The organism is Sphingomonas sp. (assembly GCF_051962185.1).
Lineage (GTDB): Bacteria > Pseudomonadota > Alphaproteobacteria > Sphingomonadales > Sphingomonadaceae > Sphingomonas.
Genome location: NZ_JBQCCN010000185.1, coordinates 1 through 17,845, shown reverse-complemented (window position 1 = coordinate 17,845; position 17,845 = coordinate 1). Strand labels below are relative to the sequence as shown.

Annotated in this window: 13 protein-coding genes; 4 read left to right on the top strand and 9 right to left on the bottom strand. The window is 67.4% G+C overall.

All coding sequences use genetic code 11. From position 1 onward, the window contains the following. The first annotated feature begins 42 nt into the window (after window positions 1-42). Window positions 43-2,430 (top strand): penicillin acylase family protein, encoded by a 2,388-nt coding sequence (locus ACTHJR_RS11485; RefSeq protein ID WP_440523327.1) that lies wholly within the window; start codon window positions 43-45, stop codon window positions 2,428-2,430. 249 nt (window positions 2,431-2,679) lie between these two features. Here the strand turns inward: ACTHJR_RS11485 and ACTHJR_RS11480 are convergent, their stop codons facing one another. After that, the gene (locus tag ACTHJR_RS11480) at window positions 2,680-4,746 is read right to left on the bottom strand and encodes a S9 family peptidase (RefSeq protein ID WP_440523326.1); all 2,067 of its coding nucleotides are present in this window, start codon (window positions 4,744-4,746) and stop codon (window positions 2,680-2,682) included. A 145-nt stretch (window positions 4,747-4,891) separates the two neighbouring features. Beyond that, window positions 4,892-5,791 carry a LysR family transcriptional regulator gene (locus ACTHJR_RS11475; protein WP_440523325.1) on the bottom strand — a complete coding sequence of 300 codons (900 nt, stop codon included), beginning with the start codon at window positions 5,789-5,791 and terminating at the stop codon, window positions 4,892-4,894. Between the two features lie 67 nt (window positions 5,792-5,858). Here ACTHJR_RS11475 and ACTHJR_RS11470 point away from each other — a divergent pair, with 67 nt between their 5' ends. Then, window positions 5,859-6,728: a helix-turn-helix domain-containing protein gene (locus ACTHJR_RS11470; protein ID WP_440523324.1), complete on the top strand. Its 870-nt coding sequence runs from the start codon at window positions 5,859-5,861 to the stop codon at window positions 6,726-6,728. A 72-nt stretch (window positions 6,729-6,800) separates the two neighbouring features. On the opposite strand, the gene tdh is transcribed toward ACTHJR_RS11470, so the two are convergent. The 3 genes from tdh to ACTHJR_RS11455 all read right to left on the bottom strand — a co-directional run bounded on the left by tdh (window position 6,801) and on the right by ACTHJR_RS11455 (window position 9,865). Next, the gene (gene tdh, locus ACTHJR_RS11465) at window positions 6,801-7,877 is read right to left on the bottom strand and encodes an L-threonine 3-dehydrogenase (protein WP_440523323.1); all 1,077 of its coding nucleotides are present in this window, start codon (window positions 7,875-7,877) and stop codon (window positions 6,801-6,803) included. After that, window positions 7,877-9,073 carry a glycine C-acetyltransferase gene (locus tag ACTHJR_RS11460; RefSeq protein ID WP_440523321.1) on the bottom strand — a complete coding sequence of 399 codons (1,197 nt, stop codon included), beginning with the start codon at window positions 9,071-9,073 and terminating at the stop codon, window positions 7,877-7,879. Before ACTHJR_RS11460 ends, tdh begins: the two co-directional genes overlap by 1 nt. 228 nt (window positions 9,074-9,301) lie before the next feature. Further along, entirely contained in the window at window positions 9,302-9,865 is a 564-nt protein-coding gene (locus ACTHJR_RS11455; RefSeq protein WP_440523319.1) for a helix-turn-helix domain-containing protein, read from the bottom strand. A gap of 152 nt (window positions 9,866-10,017) precedes the next feature. On the opposite strand from ACTHJR_RS11455, the gene ACTHJR_RS11450 reads away from it, so the two are divergent. Beyond that, on the top strand, window positions 10,018-10,971 hold the full coding sequence (locus ACTHJR_RS11450; RefSeq protein ID WP_440523318.1) for an amidohydrolase family protein: 954 nt from the start codon (window positions 10,018-10,020) through the stop codon (window positions 10,969-10,971). 127 nt (window positions 10,972-11,098) lie between these two features. Continuing rightward, window positions 11,099-12,583 (top strand): M20 family metallopeptidase, encoded by a 1,485-nt coding sequence (locus tag ACTHJR_RS11445; RefSeq protein WP_440523317.1) that lies wholly within the window; start codon window positions 11,099-11,101, stop codon window positions 12,581-12,583. A gap of 37 nt (window positions 12,584-12,620) precedes the next feature. Here the strand turns inward: ACTHJR_RS11445 and ACTHJR_RS11440 are convergent, their stop codons facing one another. The 4 genes from ACTHJR_RS11440 to ACTHJR_RS11425 all read right to left on the bottom strand — a co-directional run. Beyond that, window positions 12,621-13,370, bottom strand: coding sequence for a copper homeostasis protein CutC (locus tag ACTHJR_RS11440; protein WP_440523316.1), 750 nt, complete (start codon window positions 13,368-13,370; stop codon window positions 12,621-12,623). Further along, window positions 13,370-14,371 (bottom strand): N(4)-(beta-N-acetylglucosaminyl)-L-asparaginase, encoded by a 1,002-nt coding sequence (locus tag ACTHJR_RS11435; protein ID WP_440523315.1) that lies wholly within the window; start codon window positions 14,369-14,371, stop codon window positions 13,370-13,372. The genes ACTHJR_RS11440 and ACTHJR_RS11435 overlap by 1 nt, the downstream gene beginning before the upstream one ends. A gap of 125 nt (window positions 14,372-14,496) precedes the next feature. Continuing rightward, window positions 14,497-16,593, bottom strand: a complete 2,097-nt coding sequence (locus ACTHJR_RS11430; RefSeq protein WP_440523314.1) for a response regulator — start codon at window positions 16,591-16,593, stop codon at window positions 14,497-14,499. A 1-nt stretch (window position 16,594) separates the two neighbouring features. Continuing rightward, on the bottom strand, window positions 16,595-17,845 hold a 1,251-nt coding region (locus ACTHJR_RS11425), incomplete at its 5' end, for a response regulator (RefSeq protein WP_440523312.1).

Below are 17,845 nucleotides of genomic sequence, written 5' to 3'. Positions count from 1 at the left end.
GATAGGGTCCGCGGTCATCGTGGTGGCGATAGAGGGGCCTTGATGATTCAGCGGCGCGCGTTCCTGTTGGCATCGGTGGCGATGCTGTCCTTGGCTGGCGCCGGCATGGCGCGCCCGATAGAAAAGGTCGGCAAAATGGGGCGACGCACGATCCGCTTGCCCGGCGCGCGCGCGCCGATCGAGATTCTCGAGGATCGGATGGGCGTGCCGCACATCCGTGCCCAGTCCAAGCACGACGCCTTTTTCGGCCAGGGCTATGTCGTCGCGCGCGACCGCATGTTCCAGATGGATTGGGATTATCGCCGCGAGATGGGCCGCATGGCCGAGGCGTTCGGCCCGCGCTACGTGGCGGCCGACCGGTCGGCGCGGCTGTTCCATTATCACGGCGACGTGGACGCCGAACTCAAGTCGCTGCCGCCCGAGGTGTTGGATTGCGCGCGCGGCTACGTCGCCGGGGTCAACGCACGCATCGCCGAGCTGGAGGCCGATCCCAGTCAGCTTCCGCTGGAATACGGCATCTTGGGCATCACGCCGCTGCGCTGGGACGTGCGCGACCTGGTGGTGATGCGCGGCGGCGGCATGGGCGATGCCGATGACGAGGTGCGTCATGCGCAGCTCGAAGCGCGCGGGTTGCTCGAATACGACCGTTTCATGGACCCGCTGCGGCCGGCCTGGCGGTTCACCGTGCCTGACGGGCTCGATTGCGCAGCGGTCAGCGAGGCCGATCTCGGTATTTTGCGGGCCAAGGCCGAGCCGCTGCCGTTCGGCAAGAAGATCGCCGCCTATGACCGCGAGCTCGACCGCATCGACCGCATCGCGCAAGGATCGAACGCCTGGACCGTCGCCGGCAGCCGCACCGCGACCGGCCGCCCGATCCTTGCCAACGATCCGCATCTCGGAATCGGTGGGCTCAGTCCGCGCCACATCGCCCATCTGACCGCGCCCGGGCTCGACGTCATCGGCGGCGGCGACCCCGGCTTGCCGGGAATCATGCAGGGGCATACCGATCGTTTCGCGTTCGGCCGGACCAATTTCCACATCGACCAGACCGACCTGTTCATTCTCCGCACCAAGGAGGACGACCCCGAACAATATTGGCACGACGGCCAATGGAAGCGATTCGAGACGGTCGAGGAGGAGGTCGCGGTCAAGGATGGCGCGTCAGAACGCGTCACCTTGCGCTATTCGCTGGGACGGCCGGTCATTTCGGAGGATCCGGCGCGGCATCGCGCGGTGGTGCAGGCCAATGTGGCGCTGCTGCCCGGCGCCAACATGCGGTTCGCGATCATCGCGATCAATCTGGCGCACGACTGGAACTCGCTGCGGGAGGCGTACAAGATCCACGTCTCGCCGACCAATCATCACTACGCCGACATCCATGGCAATACCGGCTGGCATGCATCCGGCTTCGTTCCCCGGCGGCCGAAGCACGACGGCCTTTTTCCCGCGCCGGGCGACGGCAGCTACGACTGGAACGGCATCCTCTCGGTCGACGAGATGCCTCATATCTACAATCCCAAACAGGGGTGGTTCGCCTCTGCCAATGAAATGAACCTGCCGGCGGATTATCCCTATAAGGAGCGCAAGATCAGCTTCAGCTGGAGCGATTCCTACCGCCACGACCGCATCGCCGAAGTGCTGAGCGCGCAACCCAAGCACCGGGTCGCCGACAGCGTCGCGCTCCAGCACGACTTCCAGTCATTGCCGGCGCGCGCGCTGGTCAAATTGCTGCCCGCCACCGTGTCGCCCGAGGCGGCACCGGCGGCCGCGCTGTTGCGACAATGGGACTGCGGGATCGCCGCCGACAGCGCGGCGGCGTTGCTCTACGAACTGGTCATGCCCGAATTGTCGGCGGCGTTCCGCGACCGCGTCATTCCCAAGGCCGCTCACGACCTCATCAAGACCATGAATTTGTCGGAGATGCTGCGTCTGTTGGCCAAACCCGACAAATATCTCGGCGACGATCCCGCCGCGGCGCGCGACGCTTTGCTCGACAAGGCGCTGGCCGCCGGATGGACGAAAGCCGTCGAGCTGGCCGGGCCCGATCCGGCGCAATGGCGCTGGGGCGACCTCCACCAGGTCTCGATCGCCCACCCGTTGTCGAGGTCGCCCGAGATCGCCGCCGCTTTCCCCAAGATCGACGGCGGCCGATCGGGCGGCGACAGCTATACGGTCTGCGCGCGCGGCGTGAACATCGGGCGCGGCAATTTCAACGTGATGCACGGCGCCAGCTATCTGCTCGTCGCCGATGTCGGCGCCTGGGATAATTCGCGCGTGCTGTTGCTGCCAGGCCAGTCGGCCGACCCACGCTCGCCGCATTATCGCGACTGGTATCAGGACTGGCTGACGGCGAACACGCACACCTTGTGGTTCAGCAAGGCCGCGGTCGATGCGCAGGCGGTGACGCGCACGACGGTGATGCCGGTTTAGGGTGAACAAAATCCTCCCCGTTTACGGGGAGGGGGACCAAGACGCGCAGCGGCTTGGTGGAGGGGGTGGGCGGCAAGCGACGTAGCTGGGAGGACCCCCGCCACCCCCCCCCCGCTACGCGGTTTGGTGGTGGGGGCCCACGACGAACGCGCCGTAAGCCAGAAGGTTAGTGGGTCGCAGGCCCCCTCCACCACGCGGCTGACGCCGCGCGGTCCCCCTCCCCGTTCCGGGGAGGATTTGGTCAGTCCCTCACTTCCCCTTCAGCACCCGCCCGAAGAACGCCTCGGTCGCCCGATAGCTCGCCAGCCAGTCGCGGTAGCGGAAGAACTCGTGCCGCTCGTTGGGCAGGCTCATTTCCTCGAACGGCACGCCGCGCGCGGTGAGTTCGCGGGCGAGCAGCAGCGATTGCTCGTGGTCGACATTCTTGTCGTCGTCGCCGTGCACGATCAGCACCGGCGAACGCCAGCGCTCGATCGATCCCATCGGCGAGGATTGCCATTGCTTCTCGCGCGCCTTGAGCTCGGCGTCGGGGGAAAGCGCCGCGTCGCCGGGCCGCACCAGGGTGTGGACGCCGTGGAAATCCGCACCGGCGGCGAACAGGTCGCTGTTGCGCGCCAGCGCCAGTGCGGTCAGATAGCCGCCCCACGACCCGCCCCAGATGCCCACGCGCTTGGGATCGACGTCGGGTTGCCTGGCCAGCCACTGGCCGCCGGCCAGCACGTCGCGATATTCGGACGCGCCGTTGCGCCCGATCTCCGGCGCTTCGCGAAAGGCATGGCCGTAATTGGTGCCGCTGCGATAATTGACCGACAGCACGGTGTAGCCGAGCGCCGCGAACTGCTGGTTACGGACATAGGCGTTCGAATAATAATGCATCGGGTTGAACGCCGGCAGCATCTGGCGGCGCGGCCCGCCGTGGACGAAGATCAGCGCGGGATGCGGACCGGCGCCCTTGCCGCGGAATAACTGGCCATGGACCTTCATGCCGTCGGCGGCGGTGAAGACGATCACCTCGGGCTTCGGATAGGACGCCACCACCGGTTCGGGGCCGAGCGGCTTCAGGCCGTCGACCAGCACCATGTGCGCCGGCCGCTGGGCATCGGTCGCGGTCGCCGCCAATCGGTCGCCGCCGAAGACGGGGCGGAAGGCGAAGACATCGTCCGGGGTCAGCCGCGCCGGTTTGCCGCCCGCGGTCGCGACGCGCCAGAGCTGGCGGGTGTCGAGATCGCCGGCGTTCGCCGAATAGACGATCGCCTTGCCGTCGGGGGTGGGCGTGAAATTCTCGACTTCATTGGCATCGGGCGTCAGGTCGCGCGGCACGCCGTCGCCCGCGATGGGCAGGACATAGACGTGCATCCAGCCGGTCCGTTCCCAGGGGAACAGCAGATCGCCCGATGCGGTCCAATAGAGGTTGCGCCCGCGCGTGCCCGCGAAGCGGCCGCCTTCGCCTGCGGGCGCGGTCCAGAGCGTGCGGACGCCGCCGTCGGCCAGGTCGGCGACGCGCACCGACCAGAACGAGGCGCTGCTGTCCGGCACGTCGGCCGGCGGTTCGCGGAACTGGAGGAAGGCGACATGGGTGCCGTCGGGCGAGAACACCGGGTCGCTCGACTGACCCAGGGTCGGGCCGAGATAGCGCAACGCGTGCCCGGCGATGTCGAGCAGCGCGACGAAGCTGTGCCCCCTGCGCTGCTCGGCGAACAGCAGATGCCGGCCGTCGCGCGACCATTGGATGTCCGAGATCGTGCCCTGGACGGTGGCGAGGCGTCGCGCCGCGTTCTTGCCGCTCCACAGCCACAGCTCGCCCTTGCGGGTAAAGGCGATCTGCCCGCCGTCGGGGCTGAACGCCGCGCCATGGCCCAGCCCGACCTTGGTCGGCGCTTCGGCCCCGGCGACGTCGGCGACGAAGATGGTCTGCTCGGGCGTCTCGAGCGCGATCCCGGTATTGGGCGCGCTGCCTTCCGGGAATTCGGCGTCGCCGCCGCGCACGAACAGCAAGCGGCGGCCGTCCGCGCTTAGTCGCGGTTCGGACACTTCGACGCCGTCGTCGCCGACGAAGCTCGTGCGCGCATGCGCGGGCATGTCGGCACCGCCGACCCAGATATTGCGCGATCCCGCCACGTCCTCGATCCAGACGAACACCGGCGCCGAGGGCGCGCCGGTCAGGTCGCTGGCGAAAGGAAGCGCGAGATTGGCGGCGAGCGCGTCATCCGGTTGGCCGGCGGCAGCATCGGCCGCCGGTCGCTGGCCGAGCGCCGGGACGAGCGGAGCCGAAAGGGCGAGCAGGGCGACGGCCGGCAAGGCGAGATGCAGCTTCATGCGGCGAAGCTAGAAGCATCGAAAAGCGCCGCGCACGGGCCCGATTGCAGTCCTATGCGCCGCGTCTATGGCAGGGTTTCACCGAGCTATGGGAGCGAGATCGCGCGATCCGATTGCGCCTCCGACGATATCGACGCGGACCGCGTCAGCCGTCGATCAGGAACCAGCGGCGGTCGCGCTTGACTCCCGCGGTCAGCCACGCCTGGAACTCGCGCACGCGGCGCAATTCGCGCGTGTCGCGATGGGCGACCATCCAGAACGAGCGCCGGATCATGATCTCCGGCATCAGTCGCACCAGCGTGTCGTCGGTCCGCGCGATGAAATGGGGAAGCGCGCCGATCCCGCAGCCGGAGGCGATCAGCCGGTATTGGCCGTTGATGCTCGTGCTGCGGATCGTCGCTTCGAGCGTCGGGTTCAGTTCGTCGATATAGTTGAGTTGCGGCGCGTAGAGCAGCTCGGGCACATAGCCGACCAAGCGATCGTGGCGGGCAAGGTCCTCTCGCGTGCGCGGCGCTTCGTGATGCTCGAGGTAGCTGCGTGCTGCATAGATGCCGAGATCGTAATCGGTCAGCTTGCTGCCCACCAGCGGTCCCGATGTCGGTCGGCTGAGCATGATCGCGATATCGGTCTCGCGCTTGGAGGGATTGAGGAAGCCGCTGCTCGCGACCAGGTCGATGACGAGCCGCGGATAACTGGCGGCGAAATCGCGCAGGCGATGCGCGATGTACCAGGTGCCGAAACCCTCCGACGCGCTCACCCGCAGCAGGCCGGTGAGCGCGCGGCCGTCATCGGGCGTGTCGGCGATGCGATCGGCGGCGATCTGCATCGCCTCGGCCTGGATCTGCAGCTTTTCGCCTGCCGCGGTGAGCACCAGCCCGTCGCGCGTTTGTTCGAACAGCGTCTGGCCCAGCCGGCGTTCGAGCCGCCGCAGCCGCCGGGCGATCGTCGTCGCGTCGACGCCCGCTAGCGTGCCGGCACGGGCCAGCCGCCCGGCGCGCGCGATGGTCAGGAAGTCCTGAATGTCGTTCCAGTTGATGCGCTGCATTTTTGCAATCCAAAGCGGTGATATTTCACATTGCCGGCAAATTCGCCGAAGTCCAGTGTGGCGACCCATGGGTGCTTTCGAGCTTCGTCAACCGCAGACCGCGGCATCGCCGGGCGTCGTCGAGGCGCGTCGCGATTGGCCGACCGCCCTGCCGCTCGCGTCCAACCGGGGAGTCGAGCGCCTGTCGGTTTTCGACGGGGTCAGCGCCCTGCTTGGATCCGCGACCGCCGACATCGCGCCCGAGCGTGCCGCCGCGCAGAGCCTGAATTTCGCGATGCCCGGCTGGAACGGAATCGCCACGGTGCGTTTCGACCAGCGTGCCCGTGTGCTCCGCGATGCCGGCGCGCCCTATCTCACCTTGCTCTTGCGCCGGGACGTCTTGCCGCGGCTGGGGGCGATGCATCTGGCCGATGGCATCAGCTATCACCTGCCGCCGCGCCTGCGCTCGATCCTGGCGGCGATCCATGCCTGTTCGGATGCCGGCGTGCTGCGCCGGCTGTCGCTCGCGGCGAAATGCGCCGAATTATTGTGCGGCGTTATCGGCCTCGGCCCGGACGATCTGATTGCGACGACCGACCATTGCCGGCTGTCGAGCGCCGACACCGAGCGGATCGTCCACGCGAAGCGGATCATCGCCGAACGTCCCGGCGACTCGCTGTCGCTGGAGTCGATCGCGCGGCAATGCGGGGTCAATCGCGTCAAGCTGACCAACGGTTTCCGCATGATCTATGGATGCAGCGTCGGCGATGCGATCGCCGAGGCGCGGTTCGCCGCGGCCTCCGAATTGTTGCTGAGCAGCGACAAGAATATCGACGAGATCGCCTATCGCGTCGGCTATCGCAACACCGCCGCCTTCACCCGCGCCTTCGGCCGCCATTTCGGCACCAGTCCGGCGCGCTACAGAAGCGCCGGCGGCGGGGCGTCGAACCAGGCGTAACGACGCCCGTCGCGTTCCGGCCAGGTGCGATCGTCCTGCCGTGGGGGGCCGTCGCCGACGCCAACGCCGCCTTTACCAGTCGAGGACGACTTTCCCCGACTCGCCCGAGCGCATCGCGTCGAAGCCTTGCTGGAAATCGGCCGCGGCGAAATGGTGGGTGATCAGCGGCGTCAGGTCGAGGCCGTTGCGGATCAGCCCGAACATCTTGCGCCAGGTGTCGAACATCTCGCGTCCATAGACGCCGCGGATGGTCAGTGCCTTCAGGATGATGTCGCCCCAGGCGACCTCCATCCTCAGGCTGGGAATGCCGAGCATCGCCAGATTGCCGCCCATCATCAGCGCGTCGATCGCCTGGCGGATCGCCGGAACCGAGCCAGACATTTCGAGCGCCACGCCGAACCCATCCTCCACGCCTTCGGACGCCATCACGTCGCGCAGATCCTCGACGGCGACATTGACCGGCCGCACGTCGGCGAGCTTGGTCGCGAGGTCGAGGCGGAACGGATTGACGTCGGTGATGACCACCGTGCGCGCGCCGGCACGCCGCGCGACCGCCGCCGCCATGATACCGATCGGGCCGGCGCCGGGGACCAATACGTCCTCGCCCATCAGGTCGAATTGCTGCGCGGTGTGGACGGCGTTGCCGAACGGATCGAGGATCGCGCCGACATCGTCGCTGACGTCGTCGGGCAGCGGCACGACGTTGAACGCCGGGATCGCCAGATAGTCCGCGAACGCGCCCTGGCGATTGACGCCGACACCGACCGTATTGGGGTCGAGGTGGAAGCGGCCCGAGCGCGCGGCGGTGCTGTTGAAGTCGATGACATGGCCTTCGCCCGACACGCGCTGGCCGATGTGGAGGTCGCGGGTGACGGCCGAGCCGATCTCGACGATCTCGCCGGAGAATTCATGGCCGACGATCATCGGGGCGGGAATGGTCTTCGCCGCCCATTCGTCCCAATTGTAGATGTGGATGTCGGTGCCGCAGATCGCGGTCTTCTTCACCCGGATCAGCACGTCCTCGGGCCCCGGCGCCGGCACCGGCGCCTCGATCCGCCACATGCCCTCGCGCTTCTCGGTCTTGGCGAGGGCGTGCATGATGCCGGTGCTCGCGGCGGCTTCGGGCTTCTCGATCAAGCGCGCGTCCATCAGATCACTCCCAATTTACGGCCGACCTCGGCGAAGATACCCGCGGCCCGTTCGACTTCCTCGGTGGAGAGCGCCGCCGACATCTGGGTGCGGATGCGCGCCTTGCCCTTGGGCACGACGGGGAAGAAGAACCCGCTCGCCAGCACGCCGGCGTCGAGCAGCCCCGCGGCCATTTTCTGCGCCACCGGCGCCTCGTGCAGCATCACCGGGATGATCGCATGCTCGCCCGGCAGTAGGTCGAAGCCGGCCGCGGCCATGCGGTTGCGGAACAGCGCCGCATTGTCGCGGATTCGCGCGCGACGCGCCTCGCCGTCGTCCGAACGCGCGATCGCAATCGCCGCGAGGCTGGCGCCGCACACCGCCGGGGTCAGCGCGTTGGAGAAAAGATAGGGCCGTGCGCGCTGACGCAGCAGGTCGATCACCGCCTGCTTCGCCACGATGAACCCGCCCATCGCCCCGCCCAGCGCCTTGCCGAACGTGCCGGTGACGATGTCGATCTTGCTGGCGACACCCTTCAGCGTCGGCGTGCCGCGGCCTTCGGTGCCGACGAAGCCGGTCGCGTGGCAATCGTCGACCATGGTCAGCGCCTCGTAGCGCGCCGCGAGATCGGCGATCGTGTCGAGCTGCGCGATCGTGCCGTCCATCGAGAACACGCCGTCGGTGACGATCAGGATGGTGCGCGCGCCCTCGTCGCGGGCCTGTTTCAGCACGCGCTCGAGATCGTCCATGTCGTTGGTCGCGAAGCGGTAGCGCTTGGCCTTGGACAGCCGCACGCCGTCGATGATCGAGGCGTGATTGAGCGTGTCGGAGATGATCGCGTCCTGCTCGCCGAGCAGCGGCTCGAACACGCCGCCATTGGCGTCGAACGCGGCGGCGAACAGGATCGCGTCGTCATAGCCGAGATAGTCGGCGATCGCGCGCTCGAGTTCCTTGTGGATGCCTTGCGTGCCGCAGATGAAGCGCACCGAGGCGAGGCCGGCGCCCCAGGCCCGCGTCGCCTCGATCGCCGCCTCGATCACGCGCGGGTCGCTGGCGAGGCCGAGATAATTGTTCGCGCACAGATTGAGCACCCGGCGGCCGCCGATCTCGACGGTGCCGCCTTGCGGCGAGGTGATGACGCGCTCGGGCTTCATCAGCCCGGCGGCGTCGATCTCGCGCAGCTCGTCCGCCAGTCGTGCGTAGAATCGGGTGTCCATCGCCGTCTCCCTAGTGGGACGCGGAGTACGATATAGTGGAATGAGTGTCTAGTATCCCGGAAATGGGATTGCGCGCCGCGCCTTCTACTCGATCGTCATCCCGGCCTTGTGCCGGGATCCACCGTGCCGCAGGCGCGGCCCTCTATCCTCTTCCTCCTCAGCCAGCCGCTCGGTGGATGCCGGGACAAGCCCGGCATGACGAACTAGAGGTTTGCCCAGCAATCCACTCTAGCTCTTCATCACCAGCAACGCGCGCGCCGGGCCGGGGCCGGTATTGCGGATCGTGTGTGGCACGTCGGCGGAATATCGCGCCGTCGCACCCTCGGGCACCTCGACCACGTCGTCGCCCGCGGTCACTTCGAGGGAGCCTTCGAGCACCGTCAGATGTTCGCGCATGCCCTTGGCGTGCGGCTGCGATTCGAGCGAGCCCTGGGGCTGGAAGATCAGATCGTACCATTCGTAGAGCTCGGCATGGTCGGGCGGGCTCAGGATGCGCAACGTGCAGAGGCCGTCGTCGGTCTTGATCTCGGGCGTGAACGACGCCGAGGCGACCTCGATCTTGGCACGCAGATCGCTGGCATGGCCGCTGATCAGCTCGGAAATGTCGACGCGCAGCGCGCTCGCCAGCGACCAAACGGTCGCCAGCGACGGATTGGCCTGGCCGCGCTCGATCTGCGACAGCATCGACCGCGATACGCCGGACATCTTGGCCAAATCATCGAGCGTCAGCGACTGCCGCTTGCGGAACGCCTGGATGAAGGGACCGATTTGCGGGGAGCCGGCTTCGGACATGTCCGGTTGCTAGCTCGAAACGCTGCAAGCGGGAAGGGCGGGGAGGCGGCACATTTTTATCGGTCCATGACCTCGGAGATCATGTCGCCCGAACGGCGCAGGCGCTAGCGAAGCGACACGGCACGACATGCGCCGACGAAAGGATGATCGAGATGCAGATCGGGCGGAGGGATTTCCTGAAAATTGGCAGCGGCACGGTGGCGGCGCTCGCATTGCCCGGCACGCTGTCCGCCGCCGGCGCGCCGCGCGAGCCGATCATCGACGTCCATATGCATGCCTATCCGGCGGCGATGAAGCTTCCGGTACCGATCGTGAATCCGATCACCGGCGCGAAGAGCCCGATCGTCACCGGCGCCGACCATCTCGCCGCGTGCCTGGAGCAGATGCGCACGTACAATCTCGTCAAGGGCGTGGTCAGCGGCGGCGACGGCGATCGGCTGCAGGCGGTCTATGACTGGCACGATCGCGATCCGGCGCGCATCGTCCCCGGCGCCGGTATCCGCGGATCGGAGGACACCCCCCTGCCGCCGCTCGACACGCTGCGCGCCGCGTTCGCCTCGGGCAAGCTCAAGGTGCTGGGCGAAGTGACCGCTCAATATGCCGGCCTGTCGATCAGTGATCCCAAATACGATCCCTATCTCGCACTCGCCGAGGAATTCGACGTGCCCGTCGCGATCCATCTCGGCACCATGCCGGCGGGGACGACGTTCGATCCGTGCTGTCGCTCGGCGCGCGCCGCGTTCGGCCATCCCGAAACGGTCGAGGGCGCGCTCAACCGATATCCCAAGCTGCGCGTCAACCTGATGCATAGCGGCTGGCCCTATGTCGAGGAGGCGGAGGCGATGATGATGCTCTACGACAACGTCAATATCGACACCGGCGCCCTGTCCTGGCTGCTGCCACTTCCGGCGTTCCACGATTATCTGCGCCGGCTGGTCGACGCCGGGTTCGGCAAGCGCGTGATGTTCGGTTCCGATCATATGTACTGGCCCGACGGGATCGGGCTGGCGGTCGAGCATGTCGAGGCCGCGACCTTCCTGACCGAGGGGCAGAAGCGCGACATCTTCTTCAACAACGCAGCGGCCTTTTATAAATTGAAGGTCTGACCTCTCCGGAAGACCCGCGCCGACGTCGCGTGCGCGCGATTCACGAGGCGGCACCGCGCTTCGATCGCGCGTTCGCGCTCCTGTTATCGGCGCCGCGCGACAAGGCGGCCACGTCGAATCTGCCCGATTGAACTCCGCACGTTTCAACACGTATCTGTCGGGCGTCAGCGAAAGGATTCCGATGGCCAACGCCGCGCGCCTGCAACGTCATGTCGATGCCCTGTGGGACGAGGCGATCACGCCGGCCCTGGTCGACTATATCCGCATCCCCAACAAATCGCCCGCGTTCGATCCCGACTGGCAGGCGCAGGGCTTCATGGACGCGGCGGTCTCCTTGCTGGCCGATTGGGCGCGGGCGCGGCTCGGCAAGCTGCCCGGATCGCGCCTCGACGTGGTGACGCTGGAAGGCCGGACGCCAGTCATCCTGATCGAGCTACCGGGGACGGTCGACGACACCATCCTGCTCTACGGCCATCTCGACAAGCAGCCCGAAATGACGGGCTGGTCCGAGGGGCTGGGACCGTGGGATCCGGTGCTAAAGGGCGACTGCCTCTACGGCCGCGGCGGGGCCGATGACGGCTATGCGATGTTCGGCGCGCTGTCGGCGCTGATGGCGCTCGCCGAGGAGGGCGTGCCGCATGCGCGCTGCGTGATCCTGATCGAAGCATGCGAGGAAAGCGGCAGCTACGACCTGCCTTTCTACGTCGATCATCTGGCGACCCGGATCGGCGATCCGTCGCTGGTCATCTGCCTCGACAGCGGCTGCGGCAATTACGACCAGGTCTGGCTCACCACCTCATTGCGCGGGATGATGGCGGGCGTGCTGCGCGTCGACGTGCTGACCGAGGGCGTGCATTCGGGCGATGCCTCGGGCGTCGTGCCGTCGAGCTTCCGCGTGCTGCGCAGCCTGATGTCGCGGCTCGAGGATCAGGCGACCGGCGATATCCTGCTCGAAGGGCTCCATACCGACATCCCGGCCGAACGCGTCGAGCAGGCCGGTGTCGCGGCACGGGCGCTTGGCGACGAGATCTATTCCAAATTCCCGTGCGTGCCGGGGATGAAGCCGGCCTCCGACGATCTCGTCGAGCTGATCCTCAACCGTACCTGGCGGCCGCAACTCGCGACGATCGGGGTGGAGGGAATCCCGGCACTCGCCAACGCGGGCAATGTCCTGCGACCCCATACCAGCGTGATGCTCAGCCTGCGCCTGCCGCCGACGCTCGATGCCGATAGCGCGACCGATCTGGTCAAGCGGACGCTGGAGCGCGACCCGCCTTATGGCGCCAGGGTGAGCTTCGACAGCCACAAGGGGGCGGCGGGCTGGCACGCGCCGCCGCTCCAGCCCTGGCTGGCGGCATCGCTGGAACGCGCGTCGGAGGCATCGTTCGGGCGTGGCATGGCGATGATGGGGGAGGGCGGCTCGATTCCGTTCATGGGCATGCTCGGCGAGAAATTCCCCAAGGCCCAGTTCGTCATTACCGGCGTGCTCGGGCCGCATTCGAACGCGCATGGACCGAACGAATTCCTTCATATTCCGACGGGGAAGAAGGTGTCCGGAGTCGTCGCCCAGGTGATCGCCGATCACGCGGGGCGAGAATCATCGGACCGATAGACCTGCGGACCGTGTGCGATGGGCGGCCGCCCGCCGATCAGCGCACAACGGATCGATGCACCATCGCGGCCATTCGGGCGATGACATCGGCGTCCGTTTCGCTCGGCGATATCGGATCGAAGTTGAGGTCCTGTACGGCGCGCGGGGTGACGACCGGTCGGCTGCGGCCCGAGGCGTGAAATTCGCGTATCCCGATAGCGATGATCGCCGGGAGCGTATCGGGCGTGATTCCGCTGCCCGCCATCACCACGATCCGGTCCGCCGCGCGGCGCTGAAGGTCCCCCAATACGCCGGTCGCCTCGGGAGCACGCCAGGCGCCGCCCGAGGTCAGGATGCGATCGAAGCCCAGCTCGACCGCCGTCTCCAGTGCGGCGGGAAGATCGGGGGCGAGGTCGAACGCGCGATGCAGGGTCAGCGATAGTGGCGTACCGCGCGCCTCGGCCAGGGCGCGGGCATGATCCACCCATCGCGCCAGCACCGTCGTGTCGAGCCGGCGATCCGCATCGCTCGCGCCGATCACCACGCCGGCGAGTCCGGCCTCGGCGGCGGTCCGGATGTCCTCGGCGACCAATGCCTGATCGGCCGCCGAATAGATGAAATCGCCCTCGCGTGGCCGCGCGAGCAGGTGGACCGGCAGCGGTTGTGCCGACGCCGCCCGGATCAGCGATGCCGGCGGGGTCAGGCCATGGAGCGCGAGCGCCGCGCATAATTCGATGCGGTCCGCGCCGCCGCGCCGCGCCGCCTCCAGCCCGCCGATCGTGTCGACGCAGATTTCGAGCAACGGCATCAGCTCTTGAACAGCGACGCGGCCGGATGGACGACGGTACGGCCGGCGGCGTCGGTGACAGCGTAGGTGAAGCCGGGCAACAGGCAGAAGGCCCCGACGCGGCCGGCCGGGTCGATCGCCAGGAAGCCGACCTGCATGCCGCGAATGGCGTCGCCGCGCAGTTGCGCGATGTGCCGCACCACTTCCTCGCACGCCGCCTGGGGCGAGCGGCCTGCGCGCATCGAGGCGACCACGCGCGCGGTGCCGGCGATCCGCGTCACTTCCTCGCCGACTCCGGTCGAGGTCGCGCCGCCGACGCCGCGCTCGACGAACAGGCCGCTGCCGACCTGCGGCGAATCGCCGACCCGCCCGCGCATCTTGAACGCCATGCCCGATGTCGTGCAGGCGCCGGCGAGCCTGCCGCCCGCGTTCCGCGCGAGGATGCCGATCGTGTCGTGGTCGCGCGCGTCGCCCAGCGGGCGGCGGTTCTCGATATTCGCCTCGGGCCGATAATCGGCGGTCTTGAGCCAGTCGCGCCACGCCTTTTCCGCGTCAGGCGTCAGCAGCGATTGCTGGGGAAAGCCCTGGTCGCGGGCGAAGCGCGTGGCGCCCTCGCCGACCAGGAACGTGTGCGGCGTCTTCTCCATCACGCGGCGCGCGACCGAGATGGCATGGACGGTATCCTCCAGCGCAGCGACGGCGCCGACCCCTCCGGCATCGTCCATGATCACCGCGTCGAGCGTGACGTGACCGTCGCGATCGGGATAGCCGCCCAGCCCGACCGAATGGTTGGTCGGATCGGCCTCGGGCACCATCGCGCCGGCCTCGACCGCGTCGAGCAGCGACCCGCCGGCCTTGAGCCTGGCGAAGGCGACGGCATTGGCGGCGGCGCCGAAATCCCAGGTCGACACGATCGTCGCCGCATCCTTTTGCGGAACGGCGCGGGCGCGCGCGGCAAGGGGCAGCGCGCCGCCCACTGCCGCCAATGCCGTCATGAACGATCGTCGGTGCAGGTCGCTCATCTCAATGTCCCCTTATCCGGGCCACGTCAGTATCAGGCGGCGCGCGGCATTCGGCTCCGTTCGCCAAACCTTGTTCGCTACCGGCTCGTTTTGAAAGCGTAATGTGCGACCCTGCGCCTATAGCATCAATTCGCCGCCGGCTGACTGCTTGCCTGATGCAGCATGGCGTCGAGCTGCACCGGGGTGAACGGCTTGACGAGAACCGGCACCTCGTCTTCGGCCAACTCGAGGGTCGGCTCGGCATAACCGGTGATGATCACCGCCGGCAGTGTCGGCCGAATCGCGCGGAGCTGACGCACAAGCTCGGATCCCGACAGGCGGGGCATCGCATAATCGCTCAGCACGAGATCGAACGCGGCCGGGCGCTTGCGGATCATCTCCAACGCGGCGGCTCCTTCGCACGCTTCGGAGACGCGATGGCCGAGGTCCTGTAACATCGCTGCGGTCGCGGTGCGGGCGCCGTCATGATCGTCCACCAGCAGGATGTTGAGCGCGCGACGCTTACCTTGGTGCGTGCTTTCGGCGGGCGCCGCGCCATGGGCCTTGCTGACGGCGTCCTCGGGGGCCGCGGGCAACCAGATCTCGACGCGCGTCCCCACGCCCAGGTCGCTGGTCAGCCGGATCGCCCCGCCCGATTGCTTGGCGAACCCGTATACCATGCTGAGGCCAAGGCCGGTTCCCTTGCCGACCGCCTTGGTCGTGAAGAAGGGCTCCATCACTTGTTCGATCTGATCGGGATCGATCCCGCAGCCGGTGTCCGACACCGCCAGGACGATGTAGCGGCCCGGGTCGAGCAGGACGCCGTCGATATCCTCCGACACGCGAACGTCGCGACCGCTGGCCTCGACGGTCACGGTGCCGCCCTCGGGCATCGCGTCGCGGGCATTGATGACGAGGTTCATGATCGCCAGTTCGAGCTGGGCGGCATCGGCGAACACCGCTTCGAGCTCGTCCTCGCGTTTCCAGATCAACTCGACGCGACCGCCCAGGGTGTGCGCGAGCAGGCTGCCCACCGCTTCTTCGAGGATCGTCACGTCGACCGCGGCCGGTTCCAGTTTCTGCCGGCGCGAGAAAGCGAGCAGATGCCTCACCAGCTCCGCGCCTTGCTCGGCGGCGTGCCGCGTCATGTCGATCAGACGCTTCTGATCCGGCTCCAACTCGATCCGGCGCTCGATCATCCCGATGCCGCCGAGCACGGCGGCGAGCAGATTATTGAAATCGTGCGCGATGCCGCCGGTCAGCTGGCCGATCGCGTCCATCTTGCGGATCTGGTTAAGCTGGCTTTCCAGCTCGCGCCGGTCGGAGATATCGAGCAACGTACCGGCATATTCGACCGGTGCGCCACTGGCGTCGCGAACCAGCACCGCCTGGTCGAGAAAATGTCGATAATCGTTGTTGGCGCAGCGCCAGCGATATTCGACCGAATGCGCGCCGCCCTGGCCGCGGGTCGCCAAGGCGGCGATCGCGCGGTCGCGGTCCTCGGGATGGAGCCGCTCGCGCCAGATCCCCGGCGAGCGCTGGATATCCTCGAGGGTGAAGCCGGTCAGCGCCTCGAAATTGCCGCTGACATATTTGGGCGCCCGCTCGGCCATGCCGACGTCTTCGAGATACAAGGTGATCGGCAGCGATGCGATGATCGCCGCCTGGCGCTGTTCGGCCAGGCGCAATTGCTGCTCGGCGTGGAACCGCTCGGCATTGGCGCGGAGGTTCTCATCGAGCAGCCGCCGCTGCTCCTCGGCGTTGCGCTGCATTTCCTTGCGCATCGCGAACAGGTCGACGAACACCGCGACCTTCGAGCGCAGCACGGTCGGCTCGACCGGCTTGAACACATAGTCGACCGCGCCCATCGCATAGCCGCGCAGCAGATGCTCCATCTCCTTGTTGACGGCCGACAGGAACACGATCGGCATGCGCCGCGTCTGCTCGCGTTCGCGGATCAGCTTCGCGGTCTCATAGCCGTCGAGACCGGGCATATAGACGTCGAGCAGGATGACCGCGAATTCCTCGCGGAGCAGATGCCGGAGCGCTTCCTCGCCCGACCGCGCCACGACGATCTCGGCGAGATCTTCGAGGACGTTGGTGATGGCGATCAAATTGCGTTCGTCGTCATCGACCACCAGCACGCGTGCCGGTTCGACCGGCAGCGGCTGGGGATGGGACGGCTCGATCGCCGCCGGGCTGACGACGATCGTAGGGGAGATCGGTACGACTCGACGCGCCATCTCAGCGCTGCTCCGCGGCGATCGGCGCTGACGATTGCTGCGTTTCGCGCGAGCGCGAGATCCAGACGCGCAGCAAGGCGAGCAGGAGGTCGATGTCGACCGGCTTGGCGATATAGTCCGATGCGCCGGCGTCGAGGCACTTCTGCCTGTCGCCCTTCATCGCCTTGGCGGTGACGGAGATCAACGGCAGGTCGGCAAGCGCGGGACGCTTGCGAATCTGCTTCATGGTTTCATAGCCATCCATCTCCGGCATCATGATGTCGATCAGCGCGATATCGATGCCCGGCGTCTGTTCGAGAATGAGGATGCCGTCGCGCCCGCGTTCGGCATGAAGCACCTCGACGCCATAGCTCTCCAGCACGCTGGTCAGCGAATAGATGTTGCGGATGTCGTCATCGACGATGAGGATCTTGGCGCCGGCCAGTTCGGGCACCGTGCGGACCCCCGGCGCAATGTCGGCGTCGGGGACCAGTTCGACCACGATCTTGCCGCTGTCGATCCGCTCCGCGAGGTCGCGGAACACGCCCGCCAGCGCTTCGCTGTCGGCCGGCTTTTCCGTCACGCCGGTGGCGCCGAGATCGATCGCTTGCGCCAGTTTCTCGGCGCCCGAAATGACGTGGATCGGGATGTGCCGCGTCTGCGGATCGTGCTTGAGCAGGTCGAGCAGCACGAAGCCGTCGATGTCCGACAGGCCGAGATCGAGCGTGATCGCATTGGGTTGGAGCTTGCGCGCCAAGGCCAGCGTGCCGGCGCCGGCGGCCGAGACCACACCCTTCAGCCCGACGCCGTGTGCGACGTCGAGCAGGATCGAGGCGAAAGTCGGGTCATCCTCGACGATCAGCACGAACGGCGTATCGTCGAGCGCGTCGCGATCGTCGCTCAGGTCGAACGTGCTGGGCAGCGCGGGCGGCACCATCGCGCCGCTATTGTCGTAACGGGCCTGGCTGGTTTCGAGCGCGAGCGTGACCGGGGCGATCGCCTGGAGCGGCACGAACAGGGTGAAGGTCGAGCCCTTGCCCGGTGTCGACCGGACCTGGAGCTCGCCGCCGAGCAGGCGCGCGATCTCGCGGCTGATCGACAGGCCGAGCCCGGTGCCGCCATATTTGCGGCTGGTGGTGCCGTCGGCCTGCTGGAACGCCTCGAAGATCAGCTTCTGCTTGTCCTTCGGGATGCCGATGCCGGTATCGGTCACGGCGATCTCGATCGCGCGATCGGCGCCGCGCAGCACCGGATGGTTGGTGCTCCACCCGCC